The following is a 15,047-nucleotide window of genomic DNA, read 5'->3' as shown; positions in this document are numbered from 1 at the left end:
CCAAGCACCAAGCGGCAGCCCGGCTGAATCACTTGGCGCCGTGGACCGGGTTGGTCATCGCCCCCGGCGCGGCCACCGTCAGGTTGGGCGGTACTTCGGCATCGACGTCGCGGGTCACCCAGCGGATCGCCCCGCTGACGATCTGCTGGAAGGTCGGGTTGGTCCAGATGTCGTCGCGATGCCCCATCGCCGTATAAAAGACCCGCCCCTTGCCTTCTTGCCGCGCCCAAGTGGTTGGGTACGGTGGACGCCGGTACATCGGGCCTTTCATCTTCGGGGCATCGATGACCGTGAGCACATGGATGTCGGGGTTGAAGTCCTTCAGAGAATACCACTCCTCGTGGAAGGCGAAGCTGTCCCCCGCCTCCCCGAACCCCGGGAATGCCGGGTCGATGACCTTGTTGGTGGCGACCTGCTGGGCGCCGTGGATGATGAACTCGCCGCCGAGGAAGCAGACATAGGGATCCGCGTCCTTGCCGTGGTTCTTGTAGCGGTCCGGCCCCTTCTTCGACTCATTGGCGGTATGGAAGGTATCGCTGGCCGAATGCAGGCCGATGAAGCCCTTGCCGCCCCTGACGTAGTCGAAGAGCGCCTGTTTGCCGGCCGCCGTCATCGCCGGCTGCTTGTCGGTGCCGGGAGTCGTGAGGTCGCCGGTCGTGTAGAAAATCACCGCGTCGAAACCGGCGAGATAGTCCGCGGAAAACTTCGAGCCGTCCTTGGAAAACTCGAATTCCCACCGGTTCTTGCCGCCCAGTTCCAGGAACACCTTCTCCGCCACGCTCGGCCTGCCCTTCTTCCAGGAGATCACGTCGTGCTCGAACCCGCTCGACTTGGTGAAGAACAGCAGGCGGTGGGGCGTCTCCGCGCCGAGGGAACCCAGCAGCGCGACACCCGTGGCCAGCCGGAGAAAATGGGATCGGATCATGGGTGCACGCTATCCGGCGGCTGCGGCGAATCAAGGACGCCGAATTCCCAACTTCCGGATGCCAAACGCCCCGGGATCCCGCTAGCATCGCGGGGTGGCTGTGAAACTCGCCCTCTTGCTCCTCTTCATGGCCGGACCGCTCGGCGCGGAACCGCTGGCCTTGCGGGTGGTCGCGGCGAACCTGACCTCGGACAAGCACCAGACCTATTCCCCGGACAACGGCAACCACAGCAACCCCGAGGGAGCCGGCGCCCGGATCCTCAGGGCACTGCAGCCCGACCTGGTGCTGATCCAGGAATTCAACACCACCGTCCCGGTCCGGCAGTGGGTGAACGCCACCTTCGGCCGCGGCTATCATTTCATGCGGGAGGACCCGAAAGGCATCCCCAACGGCATCATCAGCCGCTACCCCATCGTCGCCTCGGGCCAGTGGGACGACCCGGTTCTGGACAACCGCGAGTTCGCCTGGGCACGGATCCAGCTGCCCGGTCACCGCGAGCTGTGGGCCATCAGCGTCCATCTCCACTCGAAAGGCGCGACCTCCCGCGCCACCCAGGCGGCCGCCCTGTTGGAATCGGTCCGCCAGCACGTGCCGGCGGGAGCCCTCGTGGTCCTCGGCGGCGACTTCAACACGCGGACCAGCGACGAACCCTGCCTGGGGATGCTGGGGATGCTGGGGAAATCCTTCGTCCTCCCCGCCAAGCCGCCGGTCGACCGGCACGGCAACGCCTCCACCAACTCACCGCGCAACCGCCCCTATGACTGGGTGATCGCCAGCCCCGCCCTCGACCGCCATGCGGTCCCGCTCCGGCTGGCCGGCCGCGAATTCCCCCATGGCCTGGTCTTCGACACCCGGGTGTTCGAGCCGCTCGACCAGGTCGCGCCGGCCCGCGCGGGCGACAGCGCGCTGAAGATGATGCAGCACATGGCGGTGGTCCGCAGCTTCAAGTTGCCTTGAGGCCCTCCCTCGTCAGGGTCGTCCCCTGGTTCAAGGCAGCCACCGCGCCCCACGCGAACGACTCCGCGAGAGTCCGGTCGAGATAATCTTTCGCGGCCGCCACCGCGTCATGAAGATTCGCTCCGGTTGCGAGGTTCGCGGCGATCGCCGCGGAAAGGGTGCAGCCGGTCCCGTGCGACGCCGCGGTGTCGATACGCGGAGAGCGGAACCACGATGCACCCCCGCCATCCACCAGCAGGTCCGCGCATTCCGCCGCGCCGAGGTGCCCGCCCTTGAGCAGCACGGCGCATCCGTGACGGGACGAAAGCTCCCTGGCGCAACGCTCCATCGCCGCCTCGTCGCGGACCTCGCCGTCCCACAACACCTCCGCCTCATCGAGGTTGGGGGTGATCAAGCGCGCCAGCGGGAACAGCCGCCCCTTGTAGGCTGCCACCGCGCTGGTCTCCAGCAGCGGATCCCCGGTCGATGAAATCATCACCGGGTCCACCACCAGCGGGACGTCCGGATAGCCGGAAAGGATCTCGGTGACCGCGACGATGTGCGCCTTGGAAAACAACATCCCGGTCTTGATCGCGGCCACGGGAAAGGCATCGAGCAACACCTTCAACTGGTCCTGGAGGATCGCCGGCGACACGGCGTGCACCGACCGCACCACGTTCGGGGTCTCGGCCACCACGCAGGTCACGGCGGTCAAACCGAACACGCCGAAGTGCTGGAAGGTCTTGAGGTCGGCCTGCAATCCGGCACCCGCCGAGCAATCGGAACCGGCGATGGTCAGGGTGATCGGGGGGGAGTTCATCATGATGGGAACCTAACCTTTCCACCGTCTCCGGCAATTCCCAATGCGCCAACTCCGGCATCGACAGCCGGCCACCGGCTGGCGTCCCATGGCGTCTGGAAATGGACAGCATCTCTCCCTACCAGCCTCCCGCCGCCGGCCCGCCGCCGGTTCCCGTGTCCGGTGCCACCGAACCCTCGGCGATCAAGGTCTTCGGGATCCTTCATCTGGCGATGGCCGGGATCGGCGTGCTGATGGGATGCTGGTACTTCGTCGTCCTGGTGACCGGGAACCCCTTCCTCAATCCCAAGACCCCCGGCTACGAGGCCCAGCTGGCATTCCAGCAGGAACTAGGCTGGGTCAGCGCGCTCACCGGCGGCTTCCAACTGCTGCTCGCCGGCCTGCTGATCGCCGCCGGGGTGAAAATGATCCGCTCCCGCCCCGACGGCGTCCGCTGGTCGAACCGCTACGCCTGGTGCTCGATCGCCACCAAAATGGCCTCGATCGTGGTGGCCGTCGTCTTCGTCCTGCCCGCAACCCACCGGATGGTCGGGGAGGTCGTGAAAACCGAGTCGGGGAAGACGGACAACACCACCATGACCGTGGTCCGCTTCTCGTCGGCCATCGGCACCATCGCGACCCCGGTCTTTTCCTGCCTCTACCCCGCCCTCGCGCTGTTTTTCCTCTCCCGGCCCAACGTCAAGGCATGGTGCCGGCGGAATTCCCCAGATGCAGCTTGAGGATCCGCTTCACTTCCAGCGCGCCCTCCAGGTTGGCCGGGACGCTGTGGTCGGAAGGCACGATCTTTTCGCTCTCCACGTGGTCGAGGTGCGCCGACCAGTAGGGCACGATGCCGTCCGAGCTGTCCGGCGTGTCGCCCTTGCCGCGGTCGCCGATGATTGAGTTGACCTTCAGCCCGTCACGGAATGGCACCTCGCGCAGGGCCCCATAGGCGGGGTAGGACGGTGACAGCGACCCGATGCTGGTGAACCAGCCGTCGTCCGAAGTTTCACCGGTCGTCAGGACGCTGGAGAAATCGTTCAAGGTCAAATCGACGAGGTCGATCGTCAGCTTCTTCGGCAGGCGGATCAGCTTGCGGATCAGGTTCGAGAAGAACCGGTCGGCCATCGGCGACCCGCGGTGCGGCGCAGCCATGAAGATCACCCGGTCCGGCGGCTGGAGCGGCTCGTACTTCGTCAGCAGTTCAATTGCCTGCCGGGTTTCCCGGTTCTGGGTCACTTGCTCCAGCGGCCGCTTCTGGAAAGCGTGATACATCGCGTCTCCCGGTCTTTTCAGGGAGGCGTGGGAAATCACGCCGCCCATCGAGTGGCCGACGATCACCATCCGCTCCCACTGGTCCACAGGACCGTGCTCGCGCGCGAACTTGTCGGCCTTGGCCATCTCCTGGCGGAAGCGCGCCGCGCTGTAGGTCCAGTTGTTGCCGGTCGGGTAGCTGTAGAACCACACCTGGTAGTTTTCGCGGAACCACGGCTCGCGGTTGAGCTCGTTGTACATCCGCTTGAAGGTTCCAGGGCTTGAATACAAGCCGTGGACCAGCACCAGCGGGATCCGCTTCGGGTCATAGGGGGACGAAACGTAGAGCGCCGTCTCGTCGGAGAACCGGCTGGGCAACAGGACCTTCTCGAGGTCGAGGTCATCGAGGTTGCTCATCTGCCAGTAGAACGCCGAGGGCGCCGACCAGTCCGCCGCCGTCGCCACCTCGCGCCGGCCCACCTGGACCGTCTCCGCCCGCCCCGGATAGAGGAAGGCCCATTGCGGTGCCTGCCCCGGAGGGAATCGCAACACGGCGGTCAGGTTCAGCGGGATCCCGGTCGGCGGCTCGAATTCCCAACGGCGGTTGCCTTCCTCCGCGGTCTTTTTCCAGCCGACCACCGGCACCCCCAGCCCGGCGACCACGTGCCGTTCGCCGACCGCCTTGGTCGAAATGCGGTCCGCCGGCAAAAGGGCGTCGAGGTCCGCCAGCCGGATGCCGGCACCCAGTGAGCGGGTCTCATCGATCGTGCACCCCATCGCCGCCGCCTTCTCGTGCACCGTGCCGCGGCCGCAGTGCAGGCGGTCGAACAACTTCGATACCGCATCGTTGTAGGTTGCGATCGCCTGGCCGCGGACCTCCGCGTTGTCCGTGGAAGACAGCACCTGCCACGCCTGGCGGGCCTGGCCGAGATAGACCGACGCCTCACCCCGCGACTCGCGTGGCAGGCTGTGGCATCGCGGCGGCGACGGCGTCCCGCATTGGCACAAGATGATTGCGACGGCACCCGCCGCGACCCGGAGTCCTTTCATAAGTGATTCTTGCCATAACCCGCCGGGCATCCGACCGCAAGGCCCCGGCCCTACAAGCGGCCCGCCGCCTTGATGTCGAGGTAGCGGTTCGCCAATGCCACCGGGAACTGCTGCGCCGGCACGTCCAGGGTCAGGATGCCGAAGCCCTGCAAGGTCGCCAGCACCTCGGCCCGCTCCGCGTCGTAACGCTCCGCCGCGGCGAACCGCAACGCCCCCCCGAAATCCGCGACCGGCGTCACCCGGGCGTCCTCGACGGAGCGCTCGCGCAGGCTCGCCAGCATCACCAGATGCTTCGACCGCAGCATCCGCAGCGCCGGGACCAGTTCGGACGAATCCTCGCCGCGCAGGTTCGTCATCACCACCACCAGCGCCCGGCGCTTCTGCACCGCCAGCAGCCGCTCCACCGCGGCCGCGAAATCACTCGGTTCCGGGGTGGTCCGGTAGTCGAACAGGTGGTTCAACAGCACCGACATCGAATGCGATCCCTTGACCGGAGGCAGCCAGCGGTTGGTCCCGCCGAAGGCCTGCACGCCCACCTGGTCGCCCTGCCGCAGCGCTACGTAAGACAGCAACAACATCGCATTCAGGCAGTGGTCGAACTGCGGCAGCTCGCCGTCCATCGCCCGCATCCGGCGGCCGGTGTCGGTGAGGAAGATCACGATCTGGTTCCGCTGTTCCTGGAACTCGCGACTGATCAGCTGCACCCGCCGCGAGGTCGCCTTCCAGTCGATCTGCGACATCGGATCACCCTCGCGGTACTCGCGCAGCTGGTGGAAATCACGGCTGCTGCCGGCGAAGGACTTGCGCACGATCCCCATCTGTTCCTGGCGCGCCTGCATCGCCAGCAGCGCGAATTTCAACACCGGCTCGTAGTCCGGATAGACCCGCACCGTGGCGGACTCACCGGCCAGATACTTCCGGCGCCACCAGCCTAACATCGACACCCGGCAAACGTGGACGGCTCCGAATCCGGCCACACCCCGCTCCAGGATCCGCACCTCGTGGGTGACCTTCGCCCGGGCCCCGGGCGGGATGATCCCCTGCCAAGGCATCGACTCCGCCTGCGAGCCCGGCGGAATCCCGTCGAACACCGCGACTTCCGCCGGCACCCGTCCCGGATTGTGGATCTCCAGCCGGACATCCGCCGCCTCGCCCACGGCAAATCGGCCCGGCAGCCGCCGCCCGACCGTCACCTTCGCCAGCCGCGACAGCACCACCGCGTCGGCCAGGCCGATGACCGCCAGGACCACGCCCGCGAACTGCCACGCTGCCAACGCTTCGGTCCACAGTGAGGCCGCCAGCCCGAACAAGGCCCAGCCCACCACTATCCACAGCGCTCTCCCGGTCGGGCTCATGGTGCGTTCACTGCCGCGGCGCCGGCACCGACTCGACGATCGTCTTCAGCACTTCATCCATCGTCTGTCCGCCCATCGCCACTTCCGGCGCCAGCTGCACGCGGTGGCGCAGCACCGGCAACGAGGCCGCCTTGATGTCGTCCGGGATCACGAACTGGCGGCCGTGCATCAGCGCGATCGCCTTGCCGATCCGGACCAGTGAGATCGCCCCGCGGGTCCCCGCACCGAGCCACACCGCCTTGTTCTCGCGGGTCGCCTGGACGATCGCCACCGCGTAGTCGACCACCTCGCGGACGACCTGCACCGCGGCGGTCGCCGCTTGGGCCCTCACCACGTCCTCGGGGGAAGCCACCACCTCGAGGCCACCGCCGCCCATCTCGCCTGGCACCTCCGCCGCGGCGCGCGACACGATGTCCGATTCGGTCTCCTGCTCCGGGTAGTCGATCAGGATCTTCATCACGAAGCGGTCGAGCTGGGCTTCCGGCAAGGGGTAGGTGCCTTCGTGCTCGACCGGGTTCTGGGTCGCCAGGGTCATGAAGGGCGGCGCGAGCTTCAGCGTCTCTCCATCGATGGTGACCTGCCGTTCCTGCATCACCTCCAGCAGCGCCGCCTGCGTTTTCGCCGGGGCGCGGTTGATTTCGTCCGCCAGCAGCAGGTTGCAGAACACCGGCCCGCGGCGGAGCTGGAAGGTCTGGCTCTTCATGTCGAACAAGCGGAAGCCCGTCACGTCCGAGGGCATCAGGTCAGGCGTGAACTGGATCCGCCCGAACTCGCCGCCAAAGGCTCGCGCCAGGGCCAGCACCAGCATCGTCTTGCCCAGTCCCGGCTTCCCTTCCAGCAGCACATGGCCGCCCGCCAGCAAGCCGGCCAGCACCTGGCTGACCACCTCGCGCTGGCCCAACACCGCGTGCTCGACCTGCGCCCGCAAGCGGGCAACCAGTGCGGAGGCGTCCGGGGACGGCGGGCCTTGATCAAAAATCGCTTCTTCTTCGGTCATGAGAGGGAATGGTGGATGAGTTGCAAGTCGGTCACGAGTCGGGTGAAGGACGTGGGATCGCCCGGGTTCTGATGCGTCATCGCCCGCTCCGCCCGCTCGCGGGGAATGCCGGCGCGCCGGCCGATCCACTCGAACAAGTCACCGTCGCGGTGCAGCGACGCGGCCTGTCGGTGCGCCCGTTCGAGGATCAGGTCGCGCAGCGGCCGCAGCATCGCGGCCCCGCGGTCGAGCCGCCATTGGAAGTCCCCGAGCGCCTCGAGGTGATGGTCGTAGTCGCGGAGATTCGACCGCGACTCCTCGCGCCGCAAGGGACCGAAGCGCGGCATGTTCTTCCACAGCCAGAACACCGTGACCGCCAGCAAGCCGAACAGGGCCGGCCGGAAATGTTCCCACAACAGGGTCCACAGCGAGAGCCCGGCGTCGCGGACAATGATCACGCAGCCTTCGTATGGCGAGGCGTCGGCCAGCGCGAGCAACAGGGCGGCGTGCTCGTGTTCGTCGATGTAGCGGTTCCGGAACGGCCGGGCATCGGTCATCACCGTGACCAATCCCTCCCCCACCTTCGTCTGGCCCAGCGCGTGGCGGGAGCGGCTGCCGACCCGGACCCCCACCGTCGCTTCGGTGAACACCTCGTAGCGCCCGCCGTCCACGGTGAGATGATCCTCGGTGAAACGCTTGTCATCCTCCAGCGTGAGCTTCAGGCCGACGTTGCCGAGCCACTTCTCCAGCGCCTCGGGATAAGGATCGTCGTCCTTCGTCAACCGCCGCTTGCTCCCGCTGAACCAATCGTTGTGATACGACTCCGCGTGCTCGACCAGACAGAGCAGATGCCCGCCCTGCGATACCCATCCGGCGACTTCCCGCACGTAGGCATCGGTCGAAAGCACCGACGCCGGGACGATCAGCATCGCCGCATCGTAGTCGAGGTCCGGCCAGCCCGGCCGGTTGATCACCTTGTAGTCCATCCGCTCGAGGAAGCGGGTGGCCGCGAGATAAGCGTCCAGCCTCGCCTTGCCCTTGTAGCCGGTCTCACGGGTCTTGACGGTGCCCCCGCCGCAGCCGGCCAGGAACAGCAGCGGCAGGATCAGCGCGAGCCATCTCATCGCGGACCTCCTTTCAGGGCAAAGGGCCAGCCCGCGCAAAGATCGCGGATCCGCTCGTCGCCCGGCGCGCTGCGCCCGTAGGCCAGGCGCATCCACGCCTCGGTCAGCCCGCTGAAATACGCAGCGAAGGGTTCCGCTTCCGCCGCCACGCGGCGCAGGCAATCGCTCTCGGTGTCCGACTCCGCGATCTCGACCCCGCCGCTCTCGATCAACCTCGAGATCGCGCCGCGGTACAACAGGCTCATCGCCTCCTGCCGCCGGCCGACACCCCACAATTCCAGGGCCTTCGCGGGAACGTCGTCCGGCAGCGATTCCGGCGCGACATCCATCCCCATCACCACCCGCGGCGGCGGCGGGACCCTCCGTCCCGCAGGACCGGCCCGGCCACCGCCGAACAGGTGGCGGAAGCGCCAGATCATCCACACCACGAACGCGATCGCCGCGGCGATCGCCAGGTAAAACACCAGCTGTCCCAGGGTCGCCAGCAACTCACCGGAGCCACTCCAGCCGCTGCCGCCGCTCGAATTCGGCACCCGGTAGGTTTCGGTGTGCACGGTGAAATCCGGGTCCGCTTTCACCTCGGCGATCACATCCCCGGGCGTCGTCTCCGCGTCCGCGGCGGAAGGTGCGGCCACCAGCAGGATCGCCGTGAGCACGGCTCCCGCCGTGCCACGCAGCCGGTTCCCGAGGCGGCGGAACGCCAGTTCGACATCCCAACCCTCGATCCAAGTACGATGGTTCACATAGATCCCGAACCCGGCGCCGGTCGAGAAGACATCAACCAGTGACATCGCCAGCAGGAACGACAGGGTTCCGGTCATCGCCAGCGAGGGCGGCATGCTGGACCACGAGTCGGACGACCATTCGTCGAGCGAGACGCTCCACTTCTCCGCCTCGCCGGCCGGCAGGAACATGGCCGCGGTGTAGACCGCCGCCAGCGCCAGCCAGAAGGTCAGCGCGGCACGCCACATCGCCAGCAGCACCACCGTGGAATCGCCCCGCCGCAACAGCAGCCGGACCCGAGCCGAGTAGGCCTTGCCGCGGAGCCGTTCTAGATCCTCCACCGCCATCGTCAGCGGCCTCCACGGCGAAAACCGCGCCCAGATCATCCGGAAGCCGAAGCGCCGCACGCAGGCCCGCGGCCACTCGCGCAACACGCTTTTCCAGTCCGGCAGTTCGCCGAACAAGCGCCGGCTCAACACGAACAACACCAGCCGCGACCCGACCGGCATCCACCACCAGCACGCCAGCACCAGCAGCACCGGCAGCTCGCGCAGGAACACGAACGAAAGGATCACCATCGGCGACAAACCCAGCCACCAGCACGCGCACAGCCGCCAGAAGTCCCGCCGCACCAAGGCCAGGCCGAGGTCCACCGCCTCCCAGTCGCTGCGCGGCCGCAGCTCCGCGGTCATGTCTTCAAGCCGCACGGCGCCCCCTTCCCATCCACAGGAAATACACGATGTGCAGCACCCACAGGGTGGCACCGGCCCCGTACTTCACTTCCGCGGGGATCGGCTGCGCCGACCAGAATCCCTCCACCACCGCCGCCAGCGCGGTCATCGTTCCCGCGCCGTAAAGCAGTGGCAGGGCGCTTTTGCCCGCCTCCGCGATCGCCCGCCCGCGCGGCAGCCGTCCCGGTTTCAAAATGCCCAGACCGAGCCGCATCCCGGCCATCCCGGCGACCACCATGCCCAGCAACTCGAACGACGAGTGCCCGGCCACGAAGGTCCAGAACGACTGCGGGTTGCACGCGTAGTGGACGTAGCCCGCGGCGGCGCCGATGTGGATGCCGTTGTAGACCAGGAAGAAGATGGTCCCCAGACAGGCGGCGATCCCGCCGGCGAAGATCTGGAAGTCGATGCCGACGTTGTTTCGGATGTAGAAGCCGAACATCATGAAGTTCGACCCGTGTTCCGACCGCAGGTGGCTGAGCTGTTCCTCCTGGCCGCCGTACATCTGCTCCATCGCCGCCATTTCCTGCGGCCCCAGCGAGGCCCGGATCCAGTCGATGTCCCACCACGCCGACGCCAGCAGCGCGAAGAACGGCAGCCAGAACAACGCGCTGCACAGCCAGAACAAGCGCCACTCCTTCCTCACCGCCTGCGGGAACCCGGCCACCACGAAGCGCATCACCGCCTCCCAGCCGCTGCGGCGGCTGCGGTAGAGCAACTTGTAGCCGCGGATGACCAGCGAATTCAGGCGTTCGATCAAATGCCCGGAATACATCCGGTGCCGGGCCAGCGCCAGGTCGGAGCAAGCCTCGCGGAAACGCCGTGGCAACTCGTCCACGCCCTCCTCCGGCTTGCCCTTTTCCACGCTGGAGATCAGCCGCTCCAGCTCGACCCACTCCGATCCGCGGCGTTCCTCGAATGATCCCGGGCTCATCGTTTCTCCTGCAACCAGTGGGCCATCGCCATGATTCGCGACACCCCGGCAGCGCCGTGGTCGCCCGTCAATTCCCGCGCATGATCCGCAATCTCGGCGCGGCGTCCTTCCGACCACAGTCCCGCCCGCTCGCGGAACGCCACCACGGCTTGCACCTCCTCCGGCCGCAGCACCACCAGCGGCCGTGCGGCATCCATCGGCGGCGGCGCCGGCACGGCGGGCTCCGCCGCGACCTTGTCATAAATCACCACCGTCCCCGCGGCGAGATCACCCAGCCGCTGGAATCGCTTCGTCGCCAGACAGGCGGCCAGCCCGAACCCCATGGTCGGTATCGGCAGCCACGGGATCATCGGCATGCCATCGACCACCCGCAGGAAATTCCGCACCACCGCCTGTCCGAAGGTGATCGGGGCACCGGAGGTCTGCACCACCCGCAGGCCCATCGAGCGCTTGCCCGGCGTCGCCCCGCGCTTGCCGGCCTCGAAGAAGACCGGGAACCACCAGCTCATGAAAAACCACGCGAGCATGATCAGCCCGCTCGCCACGTTCCAGCCGAGGCCGATCCCGGAAATCGCCAGGACGATGGTCACCACCACCAGGATCACGCCCTGGATCAGCATGTCGATCCCCAGCGCCATCCCCCGCGGCAATGGTCCCGCGATCCGCAGCCGCACCTCCACCCCTTCCGCCAGCTCGATGGCCTGCAAGGTGTCGATCCGGCTCACGGTGTCTTCCATATCTCCGATTTCGTCCCGAAGCTACCCGCTCGCCCCGACCCGTAAAGCCCCCATCACCGCCAAAGCGGTCAATCGACGCGCCCAAGTGCTCCCGCGGTCAGCGGCCCGGCTTCGGCTGGGTGTAGAAGACCGGCGCGCGGTGATCGCGATACAGCTCTCCCGCCGGACTCAGCGAGCCGTCCTTGCGGACCAGCTCGCGGCATTCTTCCACCCAGTTATACGGTGCGTAGCGTTCGACGAAGGGCGTCTCGTCGAGCATTTCAATCATCGCCTCGATCGCCGCCTGCTGCTGCCGGTCATTGGGGTCCGGCGCATTCGTCCAGTTCGCGCCGTTGTTCCACTCGGTGATCCAGATCGGCCGCTGCACCCGGTCGTAGATACCCTGGAGATAACCGCGGAACTGCGCCGCCGCCGCCTTCTCGTCCCCCGGATCGGCGACCGCCCGGTAATAATGCACCGCGACGAAATCGACCCGCAGGCCGGCGCGGTCCGCTTTGTCGATGAATTCATAGAGCCAGCCCAAGCCGCCGTCCGAGGTCGCAGGCGAGCCGACCCTCAGGCCGGTTTTCAGCAGCACCGGCCACATCTTGATCGCCTCATCCACGCTCATCTTCGCCTGGTCCGGGCGGTCCGGCTCATTGAAGCCCAACAGATGATTGATCCCCTTCTCCTTCCAGTCCTGATCGAGCCCCGGCCAATCGCGTTTCTGGCGGATCGCCACGTAATCAAGGTCCAGCGACGACCGGGCACCGATGTTCCAGTCGTAGAACCACCCGGCATGCAGAGGCTGGTGGATGCCCCCGGCGATCCCTTTCTTGCTGGTCCAGCGCCAGGGGAAAACCCGCACGAAGCGAACGCCGCCCGCCAGTGTTCCCGGCAAGCCATTGACGACCACGTCGTGGTCCTGAGCGACATAGTTCACGCTGCCACCGGTGCCATCCTCGTTCTCCGCCAGGGTCGCCATGTAGCCGCGCTTGAGCACGAACGACGCGACACCGTCGAGTTCGTCGCCGCCGTATTTCCCATAAGCCTTCAGCGCCTTCGGCTTGCCACCGAGCGACTTGCCGTCGAACACCGTCAGCGCCGGAAAGTCGGGTCCCTGGGGAATGATCACCGCCCCCGCGCCATGGCTGACCACCCGCACGTTGACGTCGAGTTCCGCGGGGACGCCATTGACCAGGCAGCGGTCCAGGAACTTGGCAGCCACCACCGATGGCGGGATCTGATCGAGAAACACCCAGCCGTCGGCCGCGATGAAATTGAACGAGCTGCCGGGCAAGGGATCGCCACTGCCGGTGACGTGCAACTCGCTGGCCGGCCCGGGTTTCACCAACTGGCCGGTGATAGTTTCCACCTTGCTCGACTTGTAGTCGCGGAGCCGGGTCACCGGCTTGCCGGGCTGGATCAGGGGCTGCTTCTTCGCCGGATCCCCGGCGAGCAGCCCGATGAACTCCTGGTCCGCCTTGCTGAAGTTCACCAGCGGGATCTCGAAGCTTTTGTCATTCGGCCCGGTCAGGACCACGTAGCCGTTCTTTTCCGCCACGAAGGTCGCCTCGACCGGATCCGGGATCCCCTTGAAGGTCCACGACTTCGCCGCCAGATCGCCCGCCGAGGCGATCATCAGCAGGACGGCGCCCGCACGAACCGGCAGGAGACGGGGAGCAGGGAGAAGCTTGGGAACTTTCATGAGAACCGGCGACCGGGCGGGTTTCCACTCCGCCACGAATCGAATCTTTCCGTCGCTCACGATTCATGCCCCGCGTCACCTCCGCAAGGCCGGAAACGGGCAGCAGGCGGCTTCCCTTGCACACCACGTCGCCAGCGGCTAGGGAAGCACTTCCCCGACCCCACATGCCCATGCTCCGAACGCTCCTTGCCTCCCTGTTGCTGGTTTCCCACCTCAGCGCCGACCCCTTCGTCAACCCCATCGCCGAAGGTGCCGACCCGTGGGTCACCAAGCACGGCGACCAGTACATCTGGTGCGCATCCGAGGGCAACCGGGGCGTGTCGCTGTGGGTTTCCGACCGTCTGACCTCGCTCGGCACCCGCCATCAGGTCTGGACCGCCCCCGAGTCCGGCCCCTACGCGAAGGAAGTCTGGGCGCCGGAGCTCCACTTCCTCGATGGCCGCTGGCACATCTACGTCGCGGCTTCCGACGGCAACAACGCCAACCATCTCGCCTACGTCCTGAGCTCCCGCGACGATGATCCGCTCGGCCCCTACACCCTCCATGGACCGCTGGCGACGGGCGACGGCAAGGACGGCAAATCGCCCAACATTTGGGCCATCGACATGACGGTCCTCGAGCACGGCGGCAAGCGCTACGCCCTCTGGTCGGGATGGGACGCGCCCGGCACCGACCGCCAGTTCCTCTACATCGCCCCGATGAAATCGCCGTCCGAACTCGCCGGACCGCGGGTCCTGATTTGCCGGAACGACAGCCACCTGTGGGAGCGGACCGAGGAGAAACCCGAGTCCCGCGGCCTCGCCGAGGGACCCCAGGTCCTGCAGCACGACGGCCGCACCTTCGTCACCTACTCGACCGCCGCGTCGTGGCTTCCGACCTACAAACTGGGCCTCCTCGAGCTCACCGGCAGCGACCCGCTCGATCCGGCGGCGTGGACGAAACACCCCGAGCCGGTCTTCCAGGCGAACGGCGAGACCTTCGGCGTCGGCCACAGTTGCTTCGTCAAGAGCCCCGACGAGCGCGAGTGGTGGCATGTGTTCCATGCCAAGCGCAGCCGCGACGCCGGCTGGCAGCGGGCCGTCTTCATCCAGCCCTTCACCTTCGACGCCAAGGGATTCCCCGACTTCGGCCGGCCGGTGGCGCCGGGCTCCTCGTTGCCCCGCCCGTCCGGCGAGAAGACTCCCGAGATCCAGCTGCCCTACTCCGTGGATTTCACCCGTTCTTTCCCGGCAGGGTTTTCCTACTTCGGGCATCTTCAGTTCATCGACTCTGGCAAAGGCGGCCTCGACCTGGGGAAAAAGCCCTCCGAGCCGGTCAACACCTATCGCTGCGGGGAGAAGCTGGTCCTCGACGGCGGCCGCTTCAGCGACTTCACGGCGAGCACCACCTTGAGCTTCGTCGATGGCAACCGCGACGCCGGCTTGCTGTTCCGCGTCACCGCGCCATCGGTGGGCTTCGACGCCCAGCACGGCTACTTCGCCGGCCTGATCCCGGGCGCCCAAAGCGTCATCCTCGGCAAGACCGACGGCAAGGGCTGGACCGAGATTGCCCGTCAGCCGGTGTCATTCAAGCCCGGCGCCCGCCTGAAGCTGGGCGTCACCGCGATTGGCCCGGAGATCACCGTTTCGCTGGACGGGAAAACGGTCCTCACCGCCAAGGATGAAACTTATCCGAGCGGCAGCGTCGGCCTGCGCGTCGTGGACACCCACGCGCGGTTTTCCGACCTCAAGATCCTGCCGGCACCGGACCGGCAATAGTGCTGGGCCTCGGCGCCGATCCATTCTAAGGAAAACGGTGATCCCCGGGATCACGCTC

13 protein-coding genes are annotated in these 15,047 nt (G+C 66.9%); 3 read left to right on the top strand and 10 right to left on the bottom strand.

Annotation, left to right across the window (positions count from 1 at the left end; genetic code table 11):
• Window positions 1-28: 28 nt before the first annotated feature.
• Window positions 29-925 carry a ThuA domain-containing protein gene (locus IG178_RS02800; RefSeq protein WP_193210977.1) on the bottom strand — a complete coding sequence of 299 codons (897 nt, stop codon included), beginning with the start codon at window positions 923-925 and terminating at the stop codon, window positions 29-31.
• 94 nt (window positions 926-1,019) lie between these two features.
• Between IG178_RS02800 and IG178_RS02795 the strand changes: the two genes are divergently transcribed.
• Window positions 1,020-1,883 carry an endonuclease/exonuclease/phosphatase family protein gene (locus IG178_RS02795; RefSeq protein ID WP_193210976.1) on the top strand — a complete coding sequence of 288 codons (864 nt, stop codon included), beginning with the start codon at window positions 1,020-1,022 and terminating at the stop codon, window positions 1,881-1,883.
• Here the strand turns inward: IG178_RS02795 and thiD are convergent.
• Window positions 1,870-2,685 (bottom strand): bifunctional hydroxymethylpyrimidine kinase/phosphomethylpyrimidine kinase, encoded by an 816-nt coding sequence (thiD, locus tag IG178_RS02790; protein ID WP_226894658.1) that lies wholly within the window; start codon window positions 2,683-2,685, stop codon window positions 1,870-1,872. The two genes, IG178_RS02795 and thiD, sit on opposite strands and share 14 nt — an antisense overlap.
• Window positions 2,686-2,783: 98 nt before the next feature.
• On the opposite strand from thiD, the gene IG178_RS02785 reads away from it, so the two are divergent.
• Window positions 2,784-3,401 (top strand): hypothetical protein, encoded by a 618-nt coding sequence (locus IG178_RS02785; protein ID WP_193210975.1) that lies wholly within the window; start codon window positions 2,784-2,786, stop codon window positions 3,399-3,401.
• Here IG178_RS02785 and IG178_RS02780 read toward each other — a convergent pair.
• The 8 genes from IG178_RS02780 to IG178_RS02745 all read right to left on the bottom strand — a co-directional run bounded on the left by IG178_RS02780 (window position 3,361) and on the right by IG178_RS02745 (window position 13,232).
• Entirely contained in the window at window positions 3,361-4,965 is a 1,605-nt protein-coding gene (locus IG178_RS02780) for an esterase/lipase family protein (protein ID WP_193210974.1), read from the bottom strand. The two genes, IG178_RS02785 and IG178_RS02780, sit on opposite strands and share 41 nt — an antisense overlap.
• A 50-nt stretch (window positions 4,966-5,015) precedes the next feature.
• Window positions 5,016-6,320: a DUF58 domain-containing protein gene (locus tag IG178_RS02775; RefSeq protein WP_193210973.1), complete on the bottom strand. Its 1,305-nt coding sequence runs from the start codon at window positions 6,318-6,320 to the stop codon at window positions 5,016-5,018.
• Between the two features lie 7 nt (window positions 6,321-6,327).
• On the bottom strand, window positions 6,328-7,317 hold the full coding sequence (locus tag IG178_RS02770; protein ID WP_193210972.1) for an AAA family ATPase: 990 nt from the start codon (window positions 7,315-7,317) through the stop codon (window positions 6,328-6,330).
• On the bottom strand, window positions 7,314-8,420 hold the full coding sequence (locus IG178_RS02765; protein ID WP_193210971.1) for a DUF4350 domain-containing protein: 1,107 nt from the start codon (window positions 8,418-8,420) through the stop codon (window positions 7,314-7,316). Before IG178_RS02765 ends, IG178_RS02770 begins: the two co-directional genes overlap by 4 nt.
• Window positions 8,417-9,850 carry a DUF4129 domain-containing protein gene (locus IG178_RS26095; protein ID WP_193210970.1) on the bottom strand — a complete coding sequence of 478 codons (1,434 nt, stop codon included), beginning with the start codon at window positions 9,848-9,850 and terminating at the stop codon, window positions 8,417-8,419. The genes IG178_RS02765 and IG178_RS26095 overlap by 4 nt, the downstream gene beginning before the upstream one ends.
• Complete coding sequence (locus IG178_RS02755) at window positions 9,840-10,808, bottom strand: stage II sporulation protein M (RefSeq protein WP_193210969.1); 969 nt, start codon at window positions 10,806-10,808, stop codon at window positions 9,840-9,842. The genes IG178_RS26095 and IG178_RS02755 overlap by 11 nt, the downstream gene beginning before the upstream one ends.
• Window positions 10,805-11,545 carry an RDD family protein gene (locus IG178_RS02750; RefSeq protein WP_193210968.1) on the bottom strand — a complete coding sequence of 247 codons (741 nt, stop codon included), beginning with the start codon at window positions 11,543-11,545 and terminating at the stop codon, window positions 10,805-10,807. Before IG178_RS02750 ends, IG178_RS02755 begins: the two co-directional genes overlap by 4 nt.
• A 97-nt stretch (window positions 11,546-11,642) precedes the next feature.
• Window positions 11,643-13,232 carry a glycosyl hydrolase gene (locus tag IG178_RS02745; RefSeq protein WP_193210967.1) on the bottom strand — a complete coding sequence of 530 codons (1,590 nt, stop codon included), beginning with the start codon at window positions 13,230-13,232 and terminating at the stop codon, window positions 11,643-11,645.
• Window positions 13,233-13,402: 170 nt separating this feature from the next.
• Here IG178_RS02745 and IG178_RS02740 point away from each other — a divergent pair, with 170 nt between their 5' ends.
• The gene (locus IG178_RS02740) at window positions 13,403-14,989 is read left to right on the top strand and encodes a family 43 glycosylhydrolase (RefSeq protein ID WP_226894657.1); all 1,587 of its coding nucleotides are present in this window, start codon (window positions 13,403-13,405) and stop codon (window positions 14,987-14,989) included.
• The last annotated feature ends 58 nt before the right edge of the window (window positions 14,990-15,047 follow it).

Source organism: Neoluteolibacter marinus, assembly GCF_014904755.1.
Taxonomy (GTDB): domain Bacteria; phylum Verrucomicrobiota; class Verrucomicrobiia; order Verrucomicrobiales; family Akkermansiaceae; genus Haloferula; species Haloferula marina.
This window is presented reverse-complemented; position numbering and strand designations above follow the sequence as displayed.

What these genes read in the sequence shown, in the direction of transcription:
- IG178_RS02800 (WP_193210977.1), bottom strand. Translation starts at nt 925, where the DNA reads ATGATCCGATCCCATTTTCTCCGGCTGGCCACGGGTGTCGCGCTGCTG.
- IG178_RS02740 (WP_226894657.1), top strand. Translation starts at nt 13,403, where the DNA reads ATGCTCCGAACGCTCCTTGCCTCCCTGTTGCTGGTTTCCCACCTCAGC.
- IG178_RS02755 (WP_193210969.1), bottom strand. Translation starts at nt 10,808, where the DNA reads ATGAGCCCGGGATCATTCGAGGAACGCCGCGGATCGGAGTGGGTCGAG.
- IG178_RS02780 (WP_193210974.1), bottom strand. Translation starts at nt 4,965, where the DNA reads ATGAAAGGACTCCGGGTCGCGGCGGGTGCCGTCGCAATCATCTTGTGC.
- IG178_RS02770 (WP_193210972.1), bottom strand. Translation starts at nt 7,317, where the DNA reads ATGACCGAAGAAGAAGCGATTTTTGATCAAGGCCCGCCGTCCCCGGAC.
- IG178_RS02750 (WP_193210968.1), bottom strand. Translation starts at nt 11,545, where the DNA reads ATGGAAGACACCGTGAGCCGGATCGACACCTTGCAGGCCATCGAGCTG.
- IG178_RS02745 (WP_193210967.1), bottom strand. Translation starts at nt 13,232, where the DNA reads ATGAAAGTTCCCAAGCTTCTCCCTGCTCCCCGTCTCCTGCCGGTTCGT.
- IG178_RS02775 (WP_193210973.1), bottom strand. Translation starts at nt 6,320, where the DNA reads ATGAGCCCGACCGGGAGAGCGCTGTGGATAGTGGTGGGCTGGGCCTTG.
- IG178_RS02785 (WP_193210975.1), top strand. Translation starts at nt 2,784, where the DNA reads ATGGACAGCATCTCTCCCTACCAGCCTCCCGCCGCCGGCCCGCCGCCG.
- IG178_RS02765 (WP_193210971.1), bottom strand. Translation starts at nt 8,420, where the DNA reads ATGAGATGGCTCGCGCTGATCCTGCCGCTGCTGTTCCTGGCCGGCTGC.
- thiD (WP_226894658.1), bottom strand. Translation starts at nt 2,685, where the DNA reads ATGATGAACTCCCCCCCGATCACCCTGACCATCGCCGGTTCCGATTGC.